Origin of the sequence: Shimia biformata (assembly GCF_016888515.1) — a bacterium.
Classification (GTDB): domain Bacteria; phylum Pseudomonadota; class Alphaproteobacteria; order Rhodobacterales; family Rhodobacteraceae; genus Shimia_A; species Shimia_A biformata.
Map to the genome: position 1 here is coordinate 119,258 of NZ_JAFEJK010000001.1, position 18,665 is coordinate 137,922.

Annotated in this window: 14 protein-coding genes; 3 read left to right on the forward strand and 11 right to left on the reverse strand. The window is 60.3% G+C overall.

All coding sequences use genetic code 11. The features are described from left to right. Positions 1-8 precede the first annotated feature (8 nt). The 8 genes from JQ863_RS00575 to JQ863_RS00610 form a co-directional block, all read right to left on the reverse strand. The gene (locus JQ863_RS00575; RefSeq protein ID WP_204112393.1) at positions 9-1,640 is read right to left on the reverse strand and encodes a CHAT domain-containing protein; all 1,632 of its coding nucleotides are present in this window, start codon (positions 1,638-1,640) and stop codon (positions 9-11) included. A gap of 85 nt (positions 1,641-1,725) precedes the next feature. Beyond that, a complete protein-coding gene (locus tag JQ863_RS00580; protein WP_204112394.1) occupies positions 1,726-2,436 on the reverse strand; it encodes a hypothetical protein in 711 nt (236 codons plus the stop codon). A gap of 132 nt (positions 2,437-2,568) precedes the next feature. Beyond that, positions 2,569-5,250, reverse strand: a complete 2,682-nt coding sequence (locus JQ863_RS00585) for a UDP-N-acetylglucosamine--peptide N-acetylglucosaminyltransferase SPINDLY family protein (protein ID WP_204112395.1) — start codon at positions 5,248-5,250, stop codon at positions 2,569-2,571. Between the two features lie 13 nt (positions 5,251-5,263). Continuing rightward, positions 5,264-6,328, reverse strand: coding sequence for a serine protease (locus JQ863_RS00590; protein WP_204112396.1), 1,065 nt, complete (start codon positions 6,326-6,328; stop codon positions 5,264-5,266). A 15-nt stretch (positions 6,329-6,343) separates the two neighbouring features. After that, positions 6,344-8,395 (reverse strand): caspase family protein, encoded by a 2,052-nt coding sequence (locus JQ863_RS00595; RefSeq protein ID WP_204112397.1) that lies wholly within the window; start codon positions 8,393-8,395, stop codon positions 6,344-6,346. An 83-nt stretch (positions 8,396-8,478) separates the two neighbouring features. After that, a complete protein-coding gene (locus JQ863_RS00600) occupies positions 8,479-9,837 on the reverse strand; it encodes a sensor histidine kinase (RefSeq protein ID WP_204112398.1) in 1,359 nt (452 codons plus the stop codon). Beyond that, on the reverse strand, positions 9,834-10,538 hold the full coding sequence (locus JQ863_RS00605) for a response regulator transcription factor (protein WP_204112399.1): 705 nt from the start codon (positions 10,536-10,538) through the stop codon (positions 9,834-9,836). Before JQ863_RS00605 ends, JQ863_RS00600 begins: the two co-directional genes overlap by 4 nt. A gap of 12 nt (positions 10,539-10,550) precedes the next feature. Continuing rightward, a complete protein-coding gene (locus JQ863_RS00610; RefSeq protein ID WP_204112400.1) occupies positions 10,551-11,750 on the reverse strand; it encodes a trypsin-like peptidase domain-containing protein in 1,200 nt (399 codons plus the stop codon). A gap of 236 nt (positions 11,751-11,986) precedes the next feature. Here JQ863_RS00610 and JQ863_RS00615 point away from each other — a divergent pair, with 236 nt between their 5' ends. Continuing rightward, positions 11,987-12,616, forward strand: coding sequence for a hypothetical protein (locus tag JQ863_RS00615; protein WP_204112401.1), 630 nt, complete (start codon positions 11,987-11,989; stop codon positions 12,614-12,616). 9 nt (positions 12,617-12,625) lie between these two features. Continuing rightward, positions 12,626-14,734, forward strand: a complete 2,109-nt coding sequence (locus JQ863_RS00620; RefSeq protein ID WP_204112402.1) for a caspase family protein — start codon at positions 12,626-12,628, stop codon at positions 14,732-14,734. 109 nt (positions 14,735-14,843) lie between these two features. Here the strand turns inward: JQ863_RS00620 and JQ863_RS00625 are convergent, their stop codons facing one another. Then, positions 14,844-16,229: an aspartate aminotransferase family protein gene (locus tag JQ863_RS00625; protein WP_204112403.1), complete on the reverse strand. Its 1,386-nt coding sequence runs from the start codon at positions 16,227-16,229 to the stop codon at positions 14,844-14,846. Between the two features lie 232 nt (positions 16,230-16,461). Between JQ863_RS00625 and JQ863_RS00630 the strand changes: the two genes are divergently transcribed. After that, entirely contained in the window at positions 16,462-16,854 is a 393-nt protein-coding gene (locus tag JQ863_RS00630; RefSeq protein WP_204112404.1) for a response regulator, read from the forward strand. 15 nt (positions 16,855-16,869) lie between these two features. Here the strand turns inward: JQ863_RS00630 and JQ863_RS00635 are convergent, their stop codons facing one another. Together JQ863_RS00635 and JQ863_RS00640 are read right to left on the reverse strand one after the other, a co-directional pair. Then, positions 16,870-17,208: a hypothetical protein gene (locus tag JQ863_RS00635; protein WP_204112405.1), complete on the reverse strand. Its 339-nt coding sequence runs from the start codon at positions 17,206-17,208 to the stop codon at positions 16,870-16,872. Beyond that, positions 17,201-18,637 carry a sensor histidine kinase gene (locus JQ863_RS00640; RefSeq protein ID WP_204112406.1) on the reverse strand — a complete coding sequence of 479 codons (1,437 nt, stop codon included), beginning with the start codon at positions 18,635-18,637 and terminating at the stop codon, positions 17,201-17,203. Before JQ863_RS00640 ends, JQ863_RS00635 begins: the two co-directional genes overlap by 8 nt. Positions 18,638-18,665 lie beyond the last annotated feature (28 nt).

Here is an 18,665-nt window from a genome sequence, read left to right on the forward strand (position 1 = left end):
CTGACCCGCTAGCCCTCCCCAACCAGCACGAAAGGCGCCCAGTAGCGGGGATGGGTGTGACGCGGGTCGTCGTCATTCATCAGCTTCAGGATCGACTGGCGCAGCGCCTCTCCACGAGATGTGCCATTGGCCATCTCGCCCACCATGCCGGTGGTCAGAACTGACGTCGCATAGTCATCGACCGGCCAATGTGACACCAGGATCGACCGCGCGCCGGCATAAATAAAGGCGCGGGCCAGACCGGACAGCCCCTCGGCCCCCGGTGTGCCGTCGCTGCCTGCGGTGTTGCAGGCCGACAGGATGATCAGCTTGGCCGACAGCTTCAGTTCCGCCGCCTCAGACGCGGTCAGAAGGGCGTCGTCGTCTTCGGACGGAGTTTCTGGCGGGGTAAAGACAAGCGCGGGTTCCTCAAGCCCATCAAGCCCGCCGGCCAACAAACCGTGGGTGGCAAATGCCAGGATTTCCGCGCCCGACAGGTCGGCCTTCTTGACTGCGGTTTCGCTGGCGGCGGCACCAAGATAGAGCGCCTCGTCCCCGACCCCTGTCAGTTGCGCAAGCCGCCGCAGCTCGGTCCGGGTGTTGGGCAGTTGCGCCAGCCGCGCGACCTCGGACACTTTTTCAAACACGCCGCGCCCATGAAACCCGGCCTGTTCCTCGATCATTCCGGTCGCCTCACCCGGTGCCACCTCGCGGTAGCGGAAGATCGGATCACCAAAGCCGACGAAAGGCTGCGACGTCCCGCCCGTGGGCAGGTTGGCCGCGGATCGCCTGAGCGCCCGCAGGGATGAGACGTTGGGCAAGGTCGTCAACGCGTAGCGCCGGATCAGCCAGTCGGTGTCGCGCAATGCGTCGGCATTGTTGTTTTCACCCTCGGGCGCATCCCCCACGAGCACCGCCAGCGGTAGCGATGTCAGCGGCCCGTCGACTACCGTTATCAGGTGGCGGGCATCGCCAAAGACGTGTTCCAGCGGCTTCAGGAATTGCACATAGAGTTCGTGGGCAAGGTGGCGGTCAAACTCGTCCACGCTGGCCGAAATGTCGTCATCCAGCGCCGCTGCTGATCGGTTGGCGGACGTGACATCCAGCATCTGCCGCAACAGCTTGACCTTCGACGCAATCTCGGACTCCGCCATGTAGACGACTGTCCAGTCGGCGGAATCTTTGCTGATCGCCCAGACATATGTTTCGTAGAACCCGGTCAGTGTCAGGATCAATGCCTCGTCCTCGCCCAGCGCATCCTGCACTTCGGCGCGGGTCATGGGGCGCGGGTTGGTCAGTTCCTTGAAACTGGGAGATTCCTCTTCGATCTCGCGGTCGAGCCGGTCGATTTCGGCCCGTGTAGCGTCCATCCGGGCCTTGATCGTTTCGATCGTCACCTCTGCCTTGCGACCGCTCTGCCCCACGGCTTCCGAGAGTATCGTCTGATCTTCCTTCTGCCGGTCAGTCATGTCCTGCCGCCGCCGCAACAACGCGGCCAAGCGGGGATTTCCGGCCTCCTGCCGCAGCGCCGCCTGTTGCAGCGCCTTCGCTGCAACTGAAGATTTGCCACGCTGCACCATGAAGAAAACGTCGTCCCGAATGCCTTCGGGGGTGAGTTCCGGCTGTGAATTGGCCCATGCAAGGGCGGGCCAGATCAACAAGATCAGGGCCCGGAGGAGGACACCGGGCCCCGAGAGGCGCTGCGCACAGCCTATCTTGGGAATGTGCGCCATGGGGAGTGCCGCCTCAGTTCGTCAGGATGTAATAGCTGTTGCGGATACGGCCCATGTTCTTCACGCCAATGAAGAAATACCCATCCCACGCAGGGGTCCACGAGCAATAAAGCTTGTCGGAATAGCTGCGATCCAGGCACATTACGTTGCCATTTTCATCGGTCACGACCAGGTCCAGATCGGCGTCTCCGTCACCGATAATGGCAAGCTCGGCCAGGCGCCCACCATAGAAGGGCACCTTGAAGATATCCGTCTTGCCCGCCCGCAGGCGTGACAGAGTTCTGGACGCCCCACCGATCCGGCCGCGGGATCCTTCGGCTTCGACGTCCTCGATCAGACCCAATAGCGCCTCGTCACCTGCGGCATACTCCTTGGCCGCGGCAAGCATGGCGACAGCGTCGGCGGGAATGTCCTTGCCCTCGCCTTCTTCGACTCCGTCGTGGCCTTCGACGTCCTTGGTTTCCTTGTCGCGTTCGACGTCTTCGATGCCCAGCGACATCATCACCTGCGCTGCGGCCAGCGCCGCGACCGCATTCTTGTTGGCCACCGCATAGGCGAACATGTCATGCGCCATGGCTGCCTGAGCCACCGCACCGCCATCGCCATCTGCCATCGCCATGGCGTTTTCGCCGCTCTTGTCTTCAGAGGCCATCGTCGCCGGGGCCGAAACCGCGATCAGCGCGGTGGCGCACATCAACGAGGCAATCAGTTTACGAGTGATCATGTGCAATCCTTTTGAGAAGTATTTGAATGTCCTTATGCGTTAACAATGGCGATTTGCCTTACGTCAATCCACTGTTTTTTGGTGACAAATCCTGTCAAAAACGGCCTGGAGGGTCAGGTTTTACAGACCATTTCACTGACTTCCGGCTTCACGCAGTTCCCGCGCAAGCGCCCAGCCGAACACGGCCTGATTCACCACCCTGTCCCGGTCGGCCTGTTGATTGCGCACGATTTCCCCGGCCAGCGCGGCCTCTTCCTGGAATGAAAAGAAGATGTCGTTGGACCGCAGCATATTCACGTAAGCGCGGTCATATTTTTCCATGTCGAAACTCTGGTTGGCGTCCTGCGTCAACAGCCAGGACATTGGCACACCGGCGCGGAAACCTTCATTGGGCAGCTGCTTCATGGCCTTTTCATAGGCGTCCAGCGACTCTTCATGACGGCCGTTCCTGGCCAAAGCATATGCATAGTTTGCAAAAAGCATCATCCCGTCGTTGGGCAGCAGCCGGGCCACAAGTTTCTCGTCACGGGCCACTGGGTCGATGGCGGCCAAGGCCTCGGCGTTTTTGTTCTGGGCCAGCATCGTGTTGACGTAGTTGCCCAGAATGTCGCGCCAAAGGCGCGGGGCATAGCTGTCGTAATCGATTTCCTCAAACGCCTTCGAGACCATCGTTGTAGCCAGGTCGGTCTGGCCCAGGAACCACAGCGAATAGGCCTGCTGAACTTCAAGGAAGCCGACCACATCCCGCCGGTGCCAGGGTGAAGCGCGGTATTGCCGGGTAGCAAGCTGGATCAGGTCCAGGGCATCCTGATAAAAGCCGCGTTCGGACAGGGCGAAAGCATAGCTGAGCCGCGCAACCACCTGCCATTGGTGGTCATCCGGCAGCATTCGGCTAAGGGCACGGATATGAAAAGCCTGGGCCTGAAACGCGCGCTCGTTTGACAAGATGCCGGTGGCAATATTGGCGCGGAACACCGGCAGAAGCGCCATAAGCATCGGCGGCGCCTTGGCTTGCTCTGCCCAGTCCCGGAAGGAAAAGTAAAACTCATCTGCCTCGGCCTGAGTCAGTATCTCGTATATCCCGGACCCAATCAGGGTCATGCTGGTGAACATGCCCCAAGGCGACAGATCATCACCCGGATCATGGGCCGCAAAATACGCGGTGTGGATTTCGCGCCGCTCGGCATCGTTTTCCAGCGCGCCTGCATAGGCAAAATGCAAAACATGGACCAGTGTCCGCACCTCATCCGTCAGATCGGTGCGCCGCAAAAGACGATCAAGATACGGCTTGCCCCTTTCGGGCTCGTATTCGCGTGACCAGACATGGGCGATCAACGAGGCGATATCAAACCAGGGAGAGTTGGCCGGAATGCTTTTTGGCCCAACCGCCCGCGCCATGTTGCGGGCCTTGTCCAGCGCGCCTTCTGCCGGGCCGATCTCTCCAAGAAGCGCATGGTAGAGCCCACGATTGAGCGCCACCAGCAGCTTGTCAGACGTTTTGCGTTTTTCGTATGCTGCCAGTTCACGCCCGATCCAGATATAGCGCCCTTCGAAAAACGCCTTCAACAGGGGCGCGCCGTCTTCGGTCAGCACCAGATCGCCCCCTGCCTTTCCCAACCCCAGTTCGTCGGCATAGGGATAGGTCTCGGGGTCGATCCGGGTCAGGTCCATCAGGTTTCGTATCTTGAGCGCATCTTCATGGTTCGCCGAGCGCACCTCGCGGATGGCGGCATAGGACCGCTGGATCGCCTCTTGCGCCATGGCCTGATCACCTGTGGCACGGCCGACATAGTAAATGTCACGCTCGATGAACCCGGTAACAAGCGCGAAATCCCGCCCCTTGTCTTCCAGCTCTTTCAATGCCTCATTTGCCATGCGCAGGGCAGTGTCGTAGTCCTTTTGCCGCAGTTTCAGCGTAATCATGTTCTGACGGGCAAAGTAGTATTTCACCGAACCCGGCGCGGATGTCGCCAGCCTGTCCAGGTTCTTCTGCAAAAGAGGCTCACCCCGCGCAAAGTCGCGGTTTTCAACGAAAATGCGCCCCAGTACCTCTTCGGCGAGCGTCAGGTTGGTGTCTGCGGCCCGCTCGTCACTGGTAATCAGATCGTGCAGGAAGCGGGCATCGGTGACCAGTTTCTTTGAATACCTGTCGGTGCGCCGCTGCGCGATCAGATCCAGGCGCCACAGATCGACATATTGCCCGAATGAACCCTTTTCCTCTTCCAGGAAATTATCCAGCAGCCCCGCCCGCAATTCGAACTCATCAGCGGCGCGCGTCCGTGATGTGGCATAAGCCAGCCAGACCGCGCCTTCGCGTTTCCAGTTTTGCGATGTTTTTTCGCCAGCGTCCTGATGAAGCGCACGGAACACGACTTCGGCTTCTTCGTATTTCTTTTGCCGGTAAAGCACCTTGCCCAGCAGGACCATGGCCTCGGACCGGGTGTTGTTGTCCCGGTGATCGGGCGTGTCCATCGCGCGCACGATGGGCACCAGCCATTTTTCGGCGGTGACATAATCCTTTTCCCGCCGTGCGAGTTTCGCCAGTTTTAGGTCGGGCCACCAGAAGGACGGGTGACCAGCAAACCAATCCTCATAGTTGTTGTGTTCTTCCTCTAGCGCATGGGCAAGATCCCAGGCCTCTTTCTTGCGGCCTTGGTTGTAAAGCTTGTCGACTTCGCCCAGCTTGCCAGCAAACACCAAGAGGTAATCGGCTGGGGACTCAAAGCTGGTTTCCTGAGCCGTGACAGGCGGCGCGACCATCATCAGCGACAGGAACGCCGCCGATTTCAGGAATGTCGCCGCCCATCGTTTCATTTGGGGCCCCGCCTTAGTTCGCGTTCACGGTGGCGTTCAGCCAGTCCACATAATTCGACACACGGGTATAGGCCGAGAAAAGCGCGTTTTCAGCGCAGGACTTGCCCGAGGACGACGACATGCCCCAGCTGACAACGCCGGCCTGGATAAACTTGCCCTCACCCAGCGGCACCACCAACGGCCCGCCCGAGTCACCGTTGCACGAGGTCTTGCCGCCCTCGAACGTGCCCGAACACAACATGTTTTCCGACATCGGAGCGCGCACGTATTTGATCAGTTCAGCCCAGACAAGTTCTGCCTCGGCCTGTTTCAGGCCAAATGCCTGTGCCGCCAGCCCAATGCCCTGCGCGGCGGATTTCGCGCGCGCTTCCAGCATCATCTGGTTGCACATGTCGCGGCTCATCATCTGGATCTCGGCTTCGCGCATAACTGGTGTCCGCTCACCGCCCTCAACCAGCCCCCAGCCGGTCACTACGGTTTTCACACCTGGCTGGTCCAGCATGTCGCCAAACTGTGCATCGGGAACCTTGATCGTCTCAAAGGGAACGCGGGGCGCGCGAGCAAGCTTGATAAGCGCGATGTCATTGTCGAACTCGGTCCCGACATAGTCAGGATACCGATAGACCGCCTCAACCGGGATCACGTCTCCTTTGGCCGGGTCAATCTCGACCGACCCAAGATAGACCGAGATCGCCTGCGGGTTCAGGTCGCGGTAAACACCGTTCTTGTCTGCCATGTGGACACAATGCGCGGCAGTCAGAACCCAGGTGTCCAGCACCATTGACCCACCGCAGAACTGACTATTGTAGTCGACCGCGCCGCCATTGATCAGCAACGCCACCTGCCATGGCCATTCGCCTTCATCCGCTGGCTGGCCACCGATTACACGGGCACCGCTGTCGTCGGCCTTCTCGGCGGCCATCGCCGAGCGCGCGGCCTTTTTGCCTGCTTCTGCAAACGCAAAGGGCGAAGCCACGTCCGGCGCAATTTCCGGCATGGCAAGCTCTTGTGCACTGGCCGGGAATGCCAGCCCCGCCGCCAATACCAGGCCAGCTGCAATCTGGGTAATTTGGTTCATACAGAAATACTCCATTCAGTCGGTTTTGGTTGCTGGCTGGGGGGTAATGATCAGATCCAGCCGTTTCATATCAAGTGCGGCCCCTTTCGGAGCCAGGGAAAACCCACGGGATGACGCGCCGGGGTCGGCCGCGCCCGTAAGGAATGACGTCAGACCAGTCGGGTCTGCCCCACGTGTCGCTCCGCCATCAGCCAGCGCGGTCAGAACGGTACGAGGGGCACCAGGATTGGCAGGCACCGACAGAACCAAAAGCGACTCGGACAGGGCACGCCCATCCTGCGCGGCATTCACAAGGCGGAAACGCAGGGTTTTTTCCTCGCCGCTGGTCAGCCGATTCGAAAGGTTGTTCTGCGGCCAGAGCGCGGAAATGCCGCCTTCCGCATCCAGATAGAGCACGGTGACATCCTGCGCCGAACTTGTGCCGTTCTTCATCGTTAACCGAAGTGCGTCGCAATGATTGGCCTCGGCCCACGCTATGACGTCCGCCGCCGCGCCCTCGCCGTTGCCGCATTTGCGCCCGCGTGACGCGCCGGGTTCGATGGTGAATACAACTTCCACCCCGGTCTTGATCAGCGAAAACGCCATACCGCCGCCGGAATGCGCCAGCCCCGCCAGTGCCTTTTCCAACCGCATCCGGCGGGCGTGACGATCCAGCGCCAGCGCAAGGTCAGAAACCGCACCCGCTTCGGAAAACGCCAAGCGCGGGCTGGTGCCGAGCCCGGCCGGATCTACCACTCGGTCCGGACCGACAATTACCAACTCAACACCATTGACGACGACAAGCTGGTCGGCCTCGTCGCGTGCCAACGGGAAATCCAGCGCGGCGGCCAGAGCATCCACGCCGCCATCCAACCTGGCATTAAGAAATTCCCGCGCGTCATCTGACAGGCCAATCCCACGTCCGCTTGGTAATGCGCGTTCGATAATCGCCGCATGGGTGACTCTTACGCTGGGTGCCGGCTCTTCGTAGTCCACGACCGAGGTCACGCCTTCGACTTCGCGCACACGGGCAAAACCCGCTGGATCCTGTGCCAGCATGTCAGCATATAACGCGACACGGCTTCCCTCGGTGACCCCCTGCAGAAGCCCAGCCTTCAACACCTGTCCCTCGACCACGATCCGGCTCAGCCCCGGCGCGTCACCGCCAAAGACGGCGTCCCCGGCCATTGGGCCTTCGATATCGGGGATCTGCGCCGCCTGACCGCCCGACTGCCGCAGCCGCAGCGATACCGCGTCGAACGCCTGCTGCCAGCTCAGCCCGGCGGTGTCGTTCAGCACATTAACGAGGTTGCGGGAAAAATCGCCATACCAGCGCCGGTCTGCACCTTCGCCAACCGGGTATTCGAAACTGCGCTGATCGGATTGCGAGGAATAGAGGAACACGAACTCCCCTTCCAGCGGAGGGTTTGGCACGGCTTCGGGATTTGGCACGGCCTCGGGGATATTCAGGACCTCCGGGTCGAGATAGCGCGCCTTGCCCCGGCTCGGATCGCCCAGCGCACGGAAACCGGTGGCCGAGTGGCAGGCGTCGATGATGGCCACCAGCTTCATGCCCCGACCCAATGCGGTGCGGGCAATCGCGTTAAACTCGTCATCCAGGATGGCGTTCTCGACCGCGCCAAAGGCACCGTTCCATGTGCCTGCGTCGCGGGGCAGAAAGATTTCATCCGCGCCGCCTGCCTCGTCGCCATCAAGATCGGGCGCCTGGCTGCCATGACCCGAGAAATAGATCACCAGGGTATCCCCCGCCGCCCCGGTCTGCGCGGCCGACTGCAGCGCGTTCAGGATCGCCGCCTTGTCAGGCAGACCACGGGCTGCTCCTTCCGGCACCTCGGCCTGTGGATCGGACAGGATCGTCATATCACGCGGATCGGCCCCGCGCCGCAACAGCGCGTCGGCGACAAGCCCGACATCATTCACCGGCCCTTTCAGATCGGCATCCAGATGAAGATAGTCGCCAACCCCGATCAGAACCGCGTGGATCCGATCCTGGGCAAAGGCCTGTGACCCCGCAAACACTCCGGCGGTCAGGGCAAGGGAAATGAGGCCTAAGAAACTCTTTAACATGTGGAAAACCTAGCCTTGGCCACCAATGCTAGCAACGATTTCGAAATTGGTGACAAGTTTTTTCATGTTTGTTTCGGGATTTGTCAGGGTGCGTATCGGCGGAAAGTGATTTCGACGGCAAAACCGACCCCGGTCTCGGGCAGGCGCAAGACCGCGCCGTGGCGCAAGGCGATTGCCCGCACCAGAGAAAGTCCGAGACCGTGTCCCGGTTTGGCTTCGGTTCCTGCGCCCCGCGCAAACGGTCGGAGCAGCGTTTCACCGACATCACCTTCGACCCCTGGCCCGGTATCGGAAACCCTGAGAACGACCTGGTCTCCGGCATCGCTGAGACTAACCCGGACCATGTCACCAGGACGGGTGTATTTGATCCCGTTCTCGACAAGGTTCGACACCATCTGCGCCAAAAGCTGGCCATCCCCTAGGATCATCGCGTCGGGCAGGATTGCCGCTTCAAGATGGCGGTCTTCCTCCTCGGCGACCGGTTGGTACAGGTTGACGATTCCCTCGCAGACAGCTGAGAGGTCGAGCGGGTCCAACCCCGCAGATGACCCGGCCTCGGCGTCCATCGCCGCGATTGACAGAAGCGAGTCGAACAATCGAATGGTCGCGCGGATCTCATCGTCCAGTCCGGCACGGGCGGCGGCGTCTATATCCAGTTTTTCAAGCTGCGACTGAATGCGGGCAAGAGGCGTTCGCATCTCATGTGCAACTGTGTCGCCCAGACGCCCATGCGCCGCAAACAGATGCGCGATCCGGTCCAGCATAGCATTGATATGGGCGCGCAGAGTCGCGAATTCGCCCCGCCCTTCCCCTTCCTGTCCGGCAAGCCGCTGTTCCAATCCGCGTGTCCTGCCGATGTCATCCAAAGCCCGGTTCAGCGCCAGCATCTGCCGCTCTGCCCGGTAGGACATGGCCCAGGCCACCAACAGACCCGCAGCCGCCATCAGCGCGGCAAACCCCAGCACGATCCGTCGAAAAGCTGCCATCGTGTCATTCAGTGGCGCAAGCCCCACCCCAACCAACATCGCGAAGCCGCCGCGCAACGGCTGGGCGGCGACAAGATGAGTCATATCCTGACCATCCTTTTCAAGGGCCAATGGCATCACCACGGGCGCTTCGCCTTCGGCTGGGCGAGTCAGGTCATTGGGCCATGAATCCAGATTTCCCGCCAACACTTCGCCCTGACGGTCAAGCAACATGAACAGGGCACCAGTGTCACCGGTTTCTCCGGTCGTGGCACGAAACTCCATCGCCTGACGCACGGCAATGATGCGGCGTTGATCATAAAGCGCGGCATAGCTGTCTAGCTCTGCGTGAAGCCGTGTTTCGGCGTCCTTCATCAGCCGCGTTTCCAGCCGTGTCTGCATCATGACCGCCCCGATAAGCGCCATAGCGACGGGAAGAAACGCAATCATCAGGCCCGAAAGGAACCGTCGGTTCATTCGGCTTGCCCCCCGTTGGGATCAAACAGATAGCCTGCCCCGCGCTCTGTTCGGATAAAGGCCAGGCCCGTCGCACCTTCGAGCTTGCGGCGCAGGCGGCCGACATGCACATCCACGACATTTGTCTGCGGATCGAAATGCAGGTTCCAGACGTGCTCCAGCAGCTGCATCCGCGTCACCGCGACCCCGGCATTGGTGGCGAAATACATCAACAGTTCGAATTCCTTGGGTGAAACTGGGATAAACTCCTGTCGAAAATGCACGGTTCGGGCGCGGATGCGAATTTCGAGATCACCAAAGACAAGGAAATCATTGTCCGTCGCCTGCGCCCTTCCGCGACGCACCAGCGCCTTGATCCTGGCGCGCAATTCTTCTGGCGCAAAGGGTTTTGGCAGATAGTCATCCGCGCCCCGCTCCAATCCATCGACCCGGTGCCCGGCATGGGCCAGAGCGGATACGACAAGGATCGCCGGGATCGTGCCAGCCCGCTTTAGCTCGGCAATGGCGTCGATCCCGTCGCCATCGGGCAGCAGCCGGTCAAGGATCGCCATGGCATAGCGCGACAGCGGCGCAGCCTTGATCGCGTCCGTATAGCTGGTCATTAGCACCGGCTCATATCCAAGCTCGGCACAGGCGGCCCTGAAGACTGCGCCCATGTCGCGGTCATCCTCGACAATCAGGATGCGCTCTTTCTCGGCCATCTGCATAATCCCTCAATCGAAAATAACGACTTCGCGGTCCAGAATATTGGCGCGGCTGGATGGACGAAGCCTGTCGCCTTCTTCCCAAGGGTTCAAGACATAATGCCGGGTAGAGCCATCGGCGAGGCGTATCAGAAGCAGGACTGGCGTGGTGAAACCGATGGCGTCGGCCCATCCCTGTTCAAGCGCATCAACCGCCGTGCCATTCACCGCAAGGATGCGGTCATCAACACTCAGACCCGAGAAAAAGCCGATCCCGTCTTCGCCGATCTTGGTGATCGCTCCGGCAAGGTCAGTCTGTATCCCCATCTCGTGCAGCGTATAGCTTGCCTTGCGCAGAACAGCGGTCGCTGCCATTGGCGCGATGGGCTGTGCGCTGCGTGGGGATGCCAACGTGAGAGTCATCGTCACACCGTCCCGGATCACAACCATATCAGGTTCGTACTGCCCCTGCGACAGGGCAGCCAGGGCAAAGGCGATGTCCCCCGGACACGTGATCTCGGTCCCCGCCAGCGCGACAAGGATGTCACCCGCCTTAAGCCCCGCCAGCGCCGCCGGTTTCCCGGCCGCGACATGGTCAACCAGAACACCATGCGCCTGTTCCAGCCCCAAAGCCGCGCGGATGGTGGCGGATAACGCCCGCACCCGAAATCCAGGCGACATCGCGGCCTTTGCACCGCCCTCGACCAGGTGATCGACCTCTTCCATGGGCACGGCATAGGCAATTCCCACGAAATAGCGTGATCCGTCAGCGATACGCGTATTGACCCCGACAACCCGGCCCACCGCATCCACAAGCGGCCCTCCGGAGGAACCCGGATTGACCGGTGCGGAATGTTGCAGATAGCGAACCGGTTGCTGCGGGTCGACCTGCCGCATGCGCGTCGAAACGATCCCTCTGGTCACGCTGAAAACTGCCTCAAGCGGCGCGCCGACGGCATAGACATCCTCTCCGACCTGCGGCACGGCGCCTGCGGTCAGGACTACATCGAATGGGGTGGCGACCTGAAGGACTGCAAGATCGCGCGCGGGATCCACGGCCCGCACCCGCGCGGTCACCCGCCGCCCCGCGTGATCGACCAGCACCACCTCATCCGCCCGCCCGACCACATGGGCGTTGGTAATCACCGTGAACCCGTCGCCATAGACAAATCCAGAGCCAAGAAAACGCTCATCTAGATTCGCACTCCGCACCACAAGGGTTGCAGCCATCGCTTGTGATAGCCCAGACGAGGCGACCGCCGCTCCAGCCGAAAACAACAACCAAATAACTGCAAAAACGCCAAAAATCCGCATCTCTATTCCGTTTCTTCAATCCATTCGCCTTCCGTGATGGGCCGAAACGGGCAGAAACTCACGTGAAAAACCCTGTCATGTTTCACAAAGCCATTGGCAGCAGACCCGGCCCTGACCTAGGCTTCCATCAGCCAGTTGGATTGGAGGCTTTCATGATTTCAAAAAAGGTATTTTTCGTCAGCTTGTGTGCCCTTGGCCTGACCGGTCCCGCCATTGCCGATACCCAAAACCTGTTGGAAAAGGCCCGCCTGTCGCGGCAGGTCTACGACGAAGGTGTCGCGGCAAAGGACCCGCTTGTCATCATCGCCGCCGCCAAGTTGCGCCGCGCGGTCGGCCTTGCCGCCAAGGACCGCCTGCCCGAGGGCGGCATAGCCTATGACGGCTCTCGCTTGGGTTGGGAGCAGATGCTTGCGACCGCCCGCGAACTGGCCGTCGGGGACGACGTGCTTCTTGGCATCATTGCGGATGTCGAAGCCGAAAACACCAAGGGCGTTCTGGCCGGGCCGGTCTATAACATCGGCAAGCTCGACGGAAAGGCCGAGCATCTCTATCGCCCAATTGACTTCGCCGCCGCCGACTACGCCGCGGTCTATGTCGAGGCCCATGACAGCACCGATTTGAATCTATTTATCTATGACAGCCAGAACCGGCTTGTCTGTTCAGACACAGACGCCAGCGCCATCGCCTATTGCGGCTGGCGGCCCGCGACCACCGGGTCTTTCGCGGTCAAGGTGGTGAACGCCGCCGGGCTCACCACCGAATATTCGCTGATGACGAACTGAGGGGGCAACATGAAACGCCTGTCCCTTGCTGCAATTCTGGCTTCGTCCATCGCAGGTGGCGCCTGGGCTGAGAATTTCGCCCTTCTGGTCGGGGCCTCGACTTACGACAACCTCGACGAACGGTTCTGGCTCACGGGGCCGGCAAATGATGTCGACCTTGTGCGCACCTACCTGACCACCACCGCGCCTGTGCCATTCGCACCTGAGAATGTCACGGTACTGGCGGATGGGCTGGAAGGCGGCACCAAGCCGACCCTCGCCGCCATCCGCGAGGCATTCGCCCAGATCGCCGCCCGTGCCCAGCAGGGCGATTTCGTCTATCTGCATTTCTCGGGCCACGGCACCCAGGCCCCGGCGATCAACCCGGAAACCGAAATCGACGGACTGGATGAAATGTTCCTGCCGGTTGATATCGGCCCGTGGAACGACACGGTCGGCACCGTTGAAAATGCGCTGGTCGATGATGAGATCGGTGTTCTGATCGGTGCGATACGGGCCAAGGGTGCCACGGTTTGGGCGGTGTTCGACAGCTGCCATTCGGGCACCGTCACCCGCGGCGCGCCCTCTGGCGATGACGAGGACGAGGTCCGTCTGCGCAAGCTGTCCCCCGAAACGCTGGGTGTGACGCAAGCGGCACTGGATGATGCAGCCACACGCTCCCGTGCTCTCCCCGATCCCCGCACCCGCCCCGAAAGCCCGGTGGGGGATGCCCTGATGGGCGATGGTGACGGCGCGTTTGTCGCATTCTATGCCGCGCAGACCAATGAAACGACACCGGAAAAACGCCTGCCCAAGGGCAAGCCGGGTCGCCGCTCGCAAGGCGTGTTCACTTATACGATTTTTGAAACTCTGGCCGAGAAACCCGGCCTGACCTACCGCCAGTTGGGGCAGGAAGTGATGCGCAAATACGCTGTCCAGAACCTGGCCCTGTCGACCCCGATGTTCGAAGGCGATCTCGACGCCCATGTATTCTCGGGCGAGGCAAGCGGCAAGATCACGCAATGGCCCGTCTCTCAGAGTGACTTTGGCCTTTCGGTCAAGGCCGGTCACCTGCAAGGCCTAACTCAGGGCGAAGTGCTGGCGATCCTACCCAGCCCCGCCAGCACGCTGAACGAGGCGTTGGGATATGTCGAGGTGACCTTCGTCGATACCTTCACTGCCGAAGCCGAGGGTATAGACCACGAGGGCCTTGCCGCCTATGACGAGGCCGACCTGCCCCGCGGCGCCTATGTGCGCCGCTTGCAGGAGCCTGTGGATTTCACCCTGACCGTGGCCCTTCCTGACGCCGACGGCCCCGCCCTTCCAAACGCTCTGTTCGAGGCGATAGCGCAGCTACAGACCGATCTGGGCACGACGGGCCGCGTGCAGTTCGTGCCCGCAGGTTCCGAGGCCGATGTCCGCCTGGCGGTTCTGCCCGAAAGCCGGCGCCCGGATGCAGTCTGGATGCTACCCGGATCGGGCATGTTCGAGAATGAAAAACAAGGACAAATCCCGTCCATCGGAACGGATGGCCGCGACGCCGCCGAGGTCGCGGCACTGTTGCGGGACAACCTCGAGACCATGTCGCGTGCGATCAACCTGCTGCGACTGGGCGGTCAATACGACAACACGGGCCTGCGCATCGACCTGCGGCTTCAGACCAAGAACAAACAGAACCGCAACCTGCGTGACCTCGACCTTGCTTCGGTTCCGGTGCTGCTGCCGGACGACCAGGTCCATATCCTGACTCGCAACGACAAGGATTTCCCCGTCGACGTGAACGTCCTGCATATCGGCTCGGACTACTCGATCTCGCATTTCTACTCGGGTCGACTGAACCCCGGAGACCAACTCAAGAAGGGTCTGTTCCGCATAACGGACGAAGCCTTCGGACGCGACCGCGTGGTGGTCATCATCTCGCCCGCCCAACCCCAGACCCCGGTCGAGGATTTGCGGTTTCTCGCGCAGGATGCGGTGGCAGTTACCCGCGGTCAGACGACCGGCGGCAGCGGCTTTTCCGCCGCTCTACAGGAAGCCGGTTTCGGAACCGTCACCCGCGGCGCGATGGCGCTTGAAGATGACAGCGGCCCGGCCCCGGCAATCTTGCAATTCGATATCGACACCAAACCGGCGCGCTGACTTTTTCTGGTTTCAAATACCCCGGGGTCCGGGGCAGCGCCCCGGCCCTGTAAAACGAAAACGGCGCCCGAACCGGGGCGCCGTTGACAGGTCTGACTAACCGGGTGGGTCAGGCTTTCATCAACCCTTCCGACTTGGCGTATTCATAGGCGTCATCCAGCGTCTTGGCGAACCGCGCCACCGCTTCCCTAACCTGCGCTTCGGTGATGATCAGCGGCGGGCAGAATGCGATGGCGTCCTTGATGTTGCGGATTATCAGCCCGTGGTCGTGGGCGCGCTCGAAGAAAAACGCGCCGACCTTGCCCTCGGGATCAAACAGCGTGCGATTGGTCTTGTCCGCCACCAGTTGCACCGCCGCGATCAGGCCGACGCCGCGCACCTGCCCGACCATCGGGTGATCGGCCAGCTTGCCCAGTTCCGCATGCAGCACCTCGCCCACACGGGCGGCATTTCCAACAAGGTCACGTTCCTCGATGATCGCAAGGTTTTCCAGACCAACCGCCGTCGCAACCGGGTGCCCCGAGCCGGTGAAGCCATGCCCCAGCGTTCCAAGTTCGGCGGTGTGTGTGGCAATGGCCTGATAGACCTCGTCCGACAGCATGATCGCCGCGAGAGGTTGATAAGATGACGTCAGCTGTTTGGACAGAACAAGGAAATCGGGTTTGATGCCGAATGTCTCGCACGCGAACATCTTGCCAGTGCGCCCGAAGCCGGTGATGACTTCATCCGCAATCAGCAGGATGTCATATTTTTTGCAGATGGCCTGCACCTTTTCCCAGTAGCCCGCCGGGGGCACCAGCACGCCGCCCGCCCCGATCAGCGGTTCGCCAATGAAGGCCGCGACGGTTTCCGGGCCTTCCTCCTGAATCACCGCCTCGATCTCATCTGCCAGCCGCTGAGCGAACTGTTCTTCGGTCTCGCCATCGTTGGCAAACGCATAAGCATGCGGCGTAGTCACATGGCGCACCGGGATCGCGGGCAAGTCGAACCCGGTGTGGTTCCAGGGCAAGCCCGTCAGCGACCCCGAGGCAATGGTGATACCGTGGTAGCCGTTCTTGCGTGCGATAAATTTCTTTTTCTCAGGCCGGCCCAGTGCGTTGTTCATGAACCAGACCAGCTTGATTACCGTATCATTGGCTTCCGAGCCGGAATTGGTAAAGAACACCTTGGTAAGATGATCCGGCGTAATTTCGACCAGCTTGTCGGCCAATCGAGCAGCCGGACCGTGGGTCTTTTGAGCAAACACATGATAATAGGGCAGCTTGGCCATCTGCTCTGACGCGGCCTTCTGCAAACGGTCCTCGCCGAAGCCGACCGCAACTGACCACAATCCCGCCAACGCCTCGATATACTCATTGCCCTGGTCGTCATAGACAAAGACTCCGTCGCCGCGATCCATGACCCGCGGGCCTTCAGCCTCAAGCTTGCGGGCGTTGGTATAGGGGTGCAGGTGCGCGCGCTTGTCCAGTTCGGCAGTCGAGTTCATAAGGTTCATCGGACTCTCCTTGAAAGGTGGGGTCAAGAAATCGGACCGTGGGGATGGATATCTCACGGATCTTGATATCGCTGGTAGAGCAGTTCCGAAGGATAAAAAATAGATAATTCAGGGTATGCCGTTCTTGGACACCCCAAAATGCCCGTATTGAATTACCGATCGAACGACCAAAATATTGCAGTTACGCGCCAGCTTGCGCATAGTGAGCGGGACAACTTTAAGGATTTTACTAGTGCCAAGCCTCAACCGCATTCTTCATGTCGAAGACGACCCGGACATCCGCGAAATCGTCAATATCTGCCTTTGCGCAATGGGCGGGTTCGAGTTGTTGCAATGTGAAGGCGGTCAGCAAGCGATGGACAAGGCCGAGGCATTCGCGCCCGACTTGTTTCTGTTCGACCTGATGATGCCAGGCATGAGCGGGATCGACACGCTGAAAGCACTTCGCGAAATCCCCGCGCTTGTCGGCGTGCCCGCGATTTTCTGCACATCGGTCAATGTTGCGGAAGAATACAAAAGCGAGTTACGCGCACTTTCGGTCGGGGCAGTTCAGAAACCGTTTGATCCGATGACCCTCGCGCAGCAGATCACAGACATCTGGAACGCGCATCATCAGGGTCAATAGAATCGGGTCGCCCCGTCACTCGTCCCCGAAACAGGCGCACATCTCGTCCGCCAGTTCATCGGCCAGAAGAAGCATCTCCATCTCATCCGCCAGCGGCAGATTGCGCAGAACCACATCCGCCAGCATAGCTTCAGTGGCCTGCGCTACGCGGGCAAGCTCGTGGAATCCATGCGTCGGCGCAACGCCAACGATATTGTGGGACAGGTAAAACAGCCGATGAACCATCTCAGGCGTTCCGGTTCCTGCCGAAAACTCGCAGATCAGGTCCTCAACCTCGGAGTGCTTGCGCCGCAGCGACCCCAGGAATCGAAGGCGCAATTGCGCAATCGGGTCAAGCGCGGTTCCGTCAGCCATGATCCACCTCGGTCTGTTCCGCCAGCGGCATTGTTACGAAGAAGGTCGTGCCTTTGCCCAGCTCACTTTCATAGTCGATTTCAGCGGCGTGGGCATGCACGATCTGCTGCACGATGTTCAGCCCCAGCCCGGTGCCTTCATGGGCGCGGTGATCGGTCGAATCGATCTGACTGAACTTGGCAAAAATCTTGTCCTTCGATCCCTCGGGAATACCGATCCCGGTGTCGGTGACACTGATCCGAATGGCATCGCCGATATTGCACACTTCGACGGTGACGCTGCTGCCGTCTGATGAAAATTTCACAGCGTTCGACAACAGGTTGTCAAAGACTTGCAACATCCGGTCATAGTCGCCACGCACAAGATGCCCGCGATCCATGCGCCCGGTGACGACTTTCACGTCCTTGTTTTCCTTCTGCGAGAACGAGGCAATCGCATCGACCGAATCCTCGACCACCTCGGCCGGATCAAGCGAGACGAAGTTGTAGTTCATCTGCTCGCTTTCCAGCTTTTGCAGGTCCAGCAGGTCGTTGATCAGGTTGGAAAGCCGTTTGCTGTTTTTGTCCGCGATCCCAAGGATCTTCTGATAGCCCTCTGGATTCGCGGTCGTATCCATGGATTTCATCAACCCAAGCGCCCCGATGATCGAAGTCAATGGCGTGCGCAATTCATGGCTGACAACAGAAACGAACTGCGACTTCAGCTCATAGACCTCTTTGGCGCGGTCGCGTTCGATCCTCAGTTCCTCGTATTGTTCGATGCCATTGCGGTAGAGCCGCAGGAAAATCATCGAACATTCCAGCACGAAGTAGAGAACAAACAGGACCGTCAGGAAATGCACCCACATCGCCGATCGGATCGGCGGCTGCTCGACCCAGATGTCGCGCAGCGGGATGAACAGGAATACAGCACCATAGATCACCAGACGGACACCCAGAACCGATGGCAACTGGTGGTTGTTCACGGCCGCAAAAAGCCCAGCGGCAAAGAGGAAGAACAACGATGTGAAATGCTCGGCTGGCCCTTCGAGGTTCGCCACCATCAAGGTGAAACTGCCGACCGCAATTGAACTCAGCGTCGATGTGGCCAGCAATTGCCGATGGAACATGCGCGCCTTGCGCGCCGACCCGCCATTCCAGCGGAACGCACGCATCGAGACGAAGGTGTCCAGCATCTCGGTGCCCTGGCACAGGGCGAAACAGAAAAGTGCGATATCGGGACTATAGAAAAACGCGCACAACAAGGCCGCGCCGAAATAGATCCCCTGGCGCTGCCAGAACAGGGCAAGCCCGCCGCCGGCGAAATCCTTGATCTGCTTCTCAAGGCGCTTGACGTCCGCGCCCGTCAGCTTGTGAGACGATCGCAGTTTGCCAACAATATGGCGAAGGGCGGCCTTTGGCCCGATCGCGAAATCGGGTGCGTTGGGCATATCCCCTTGGGTTTCTGCGGTTGGCTTC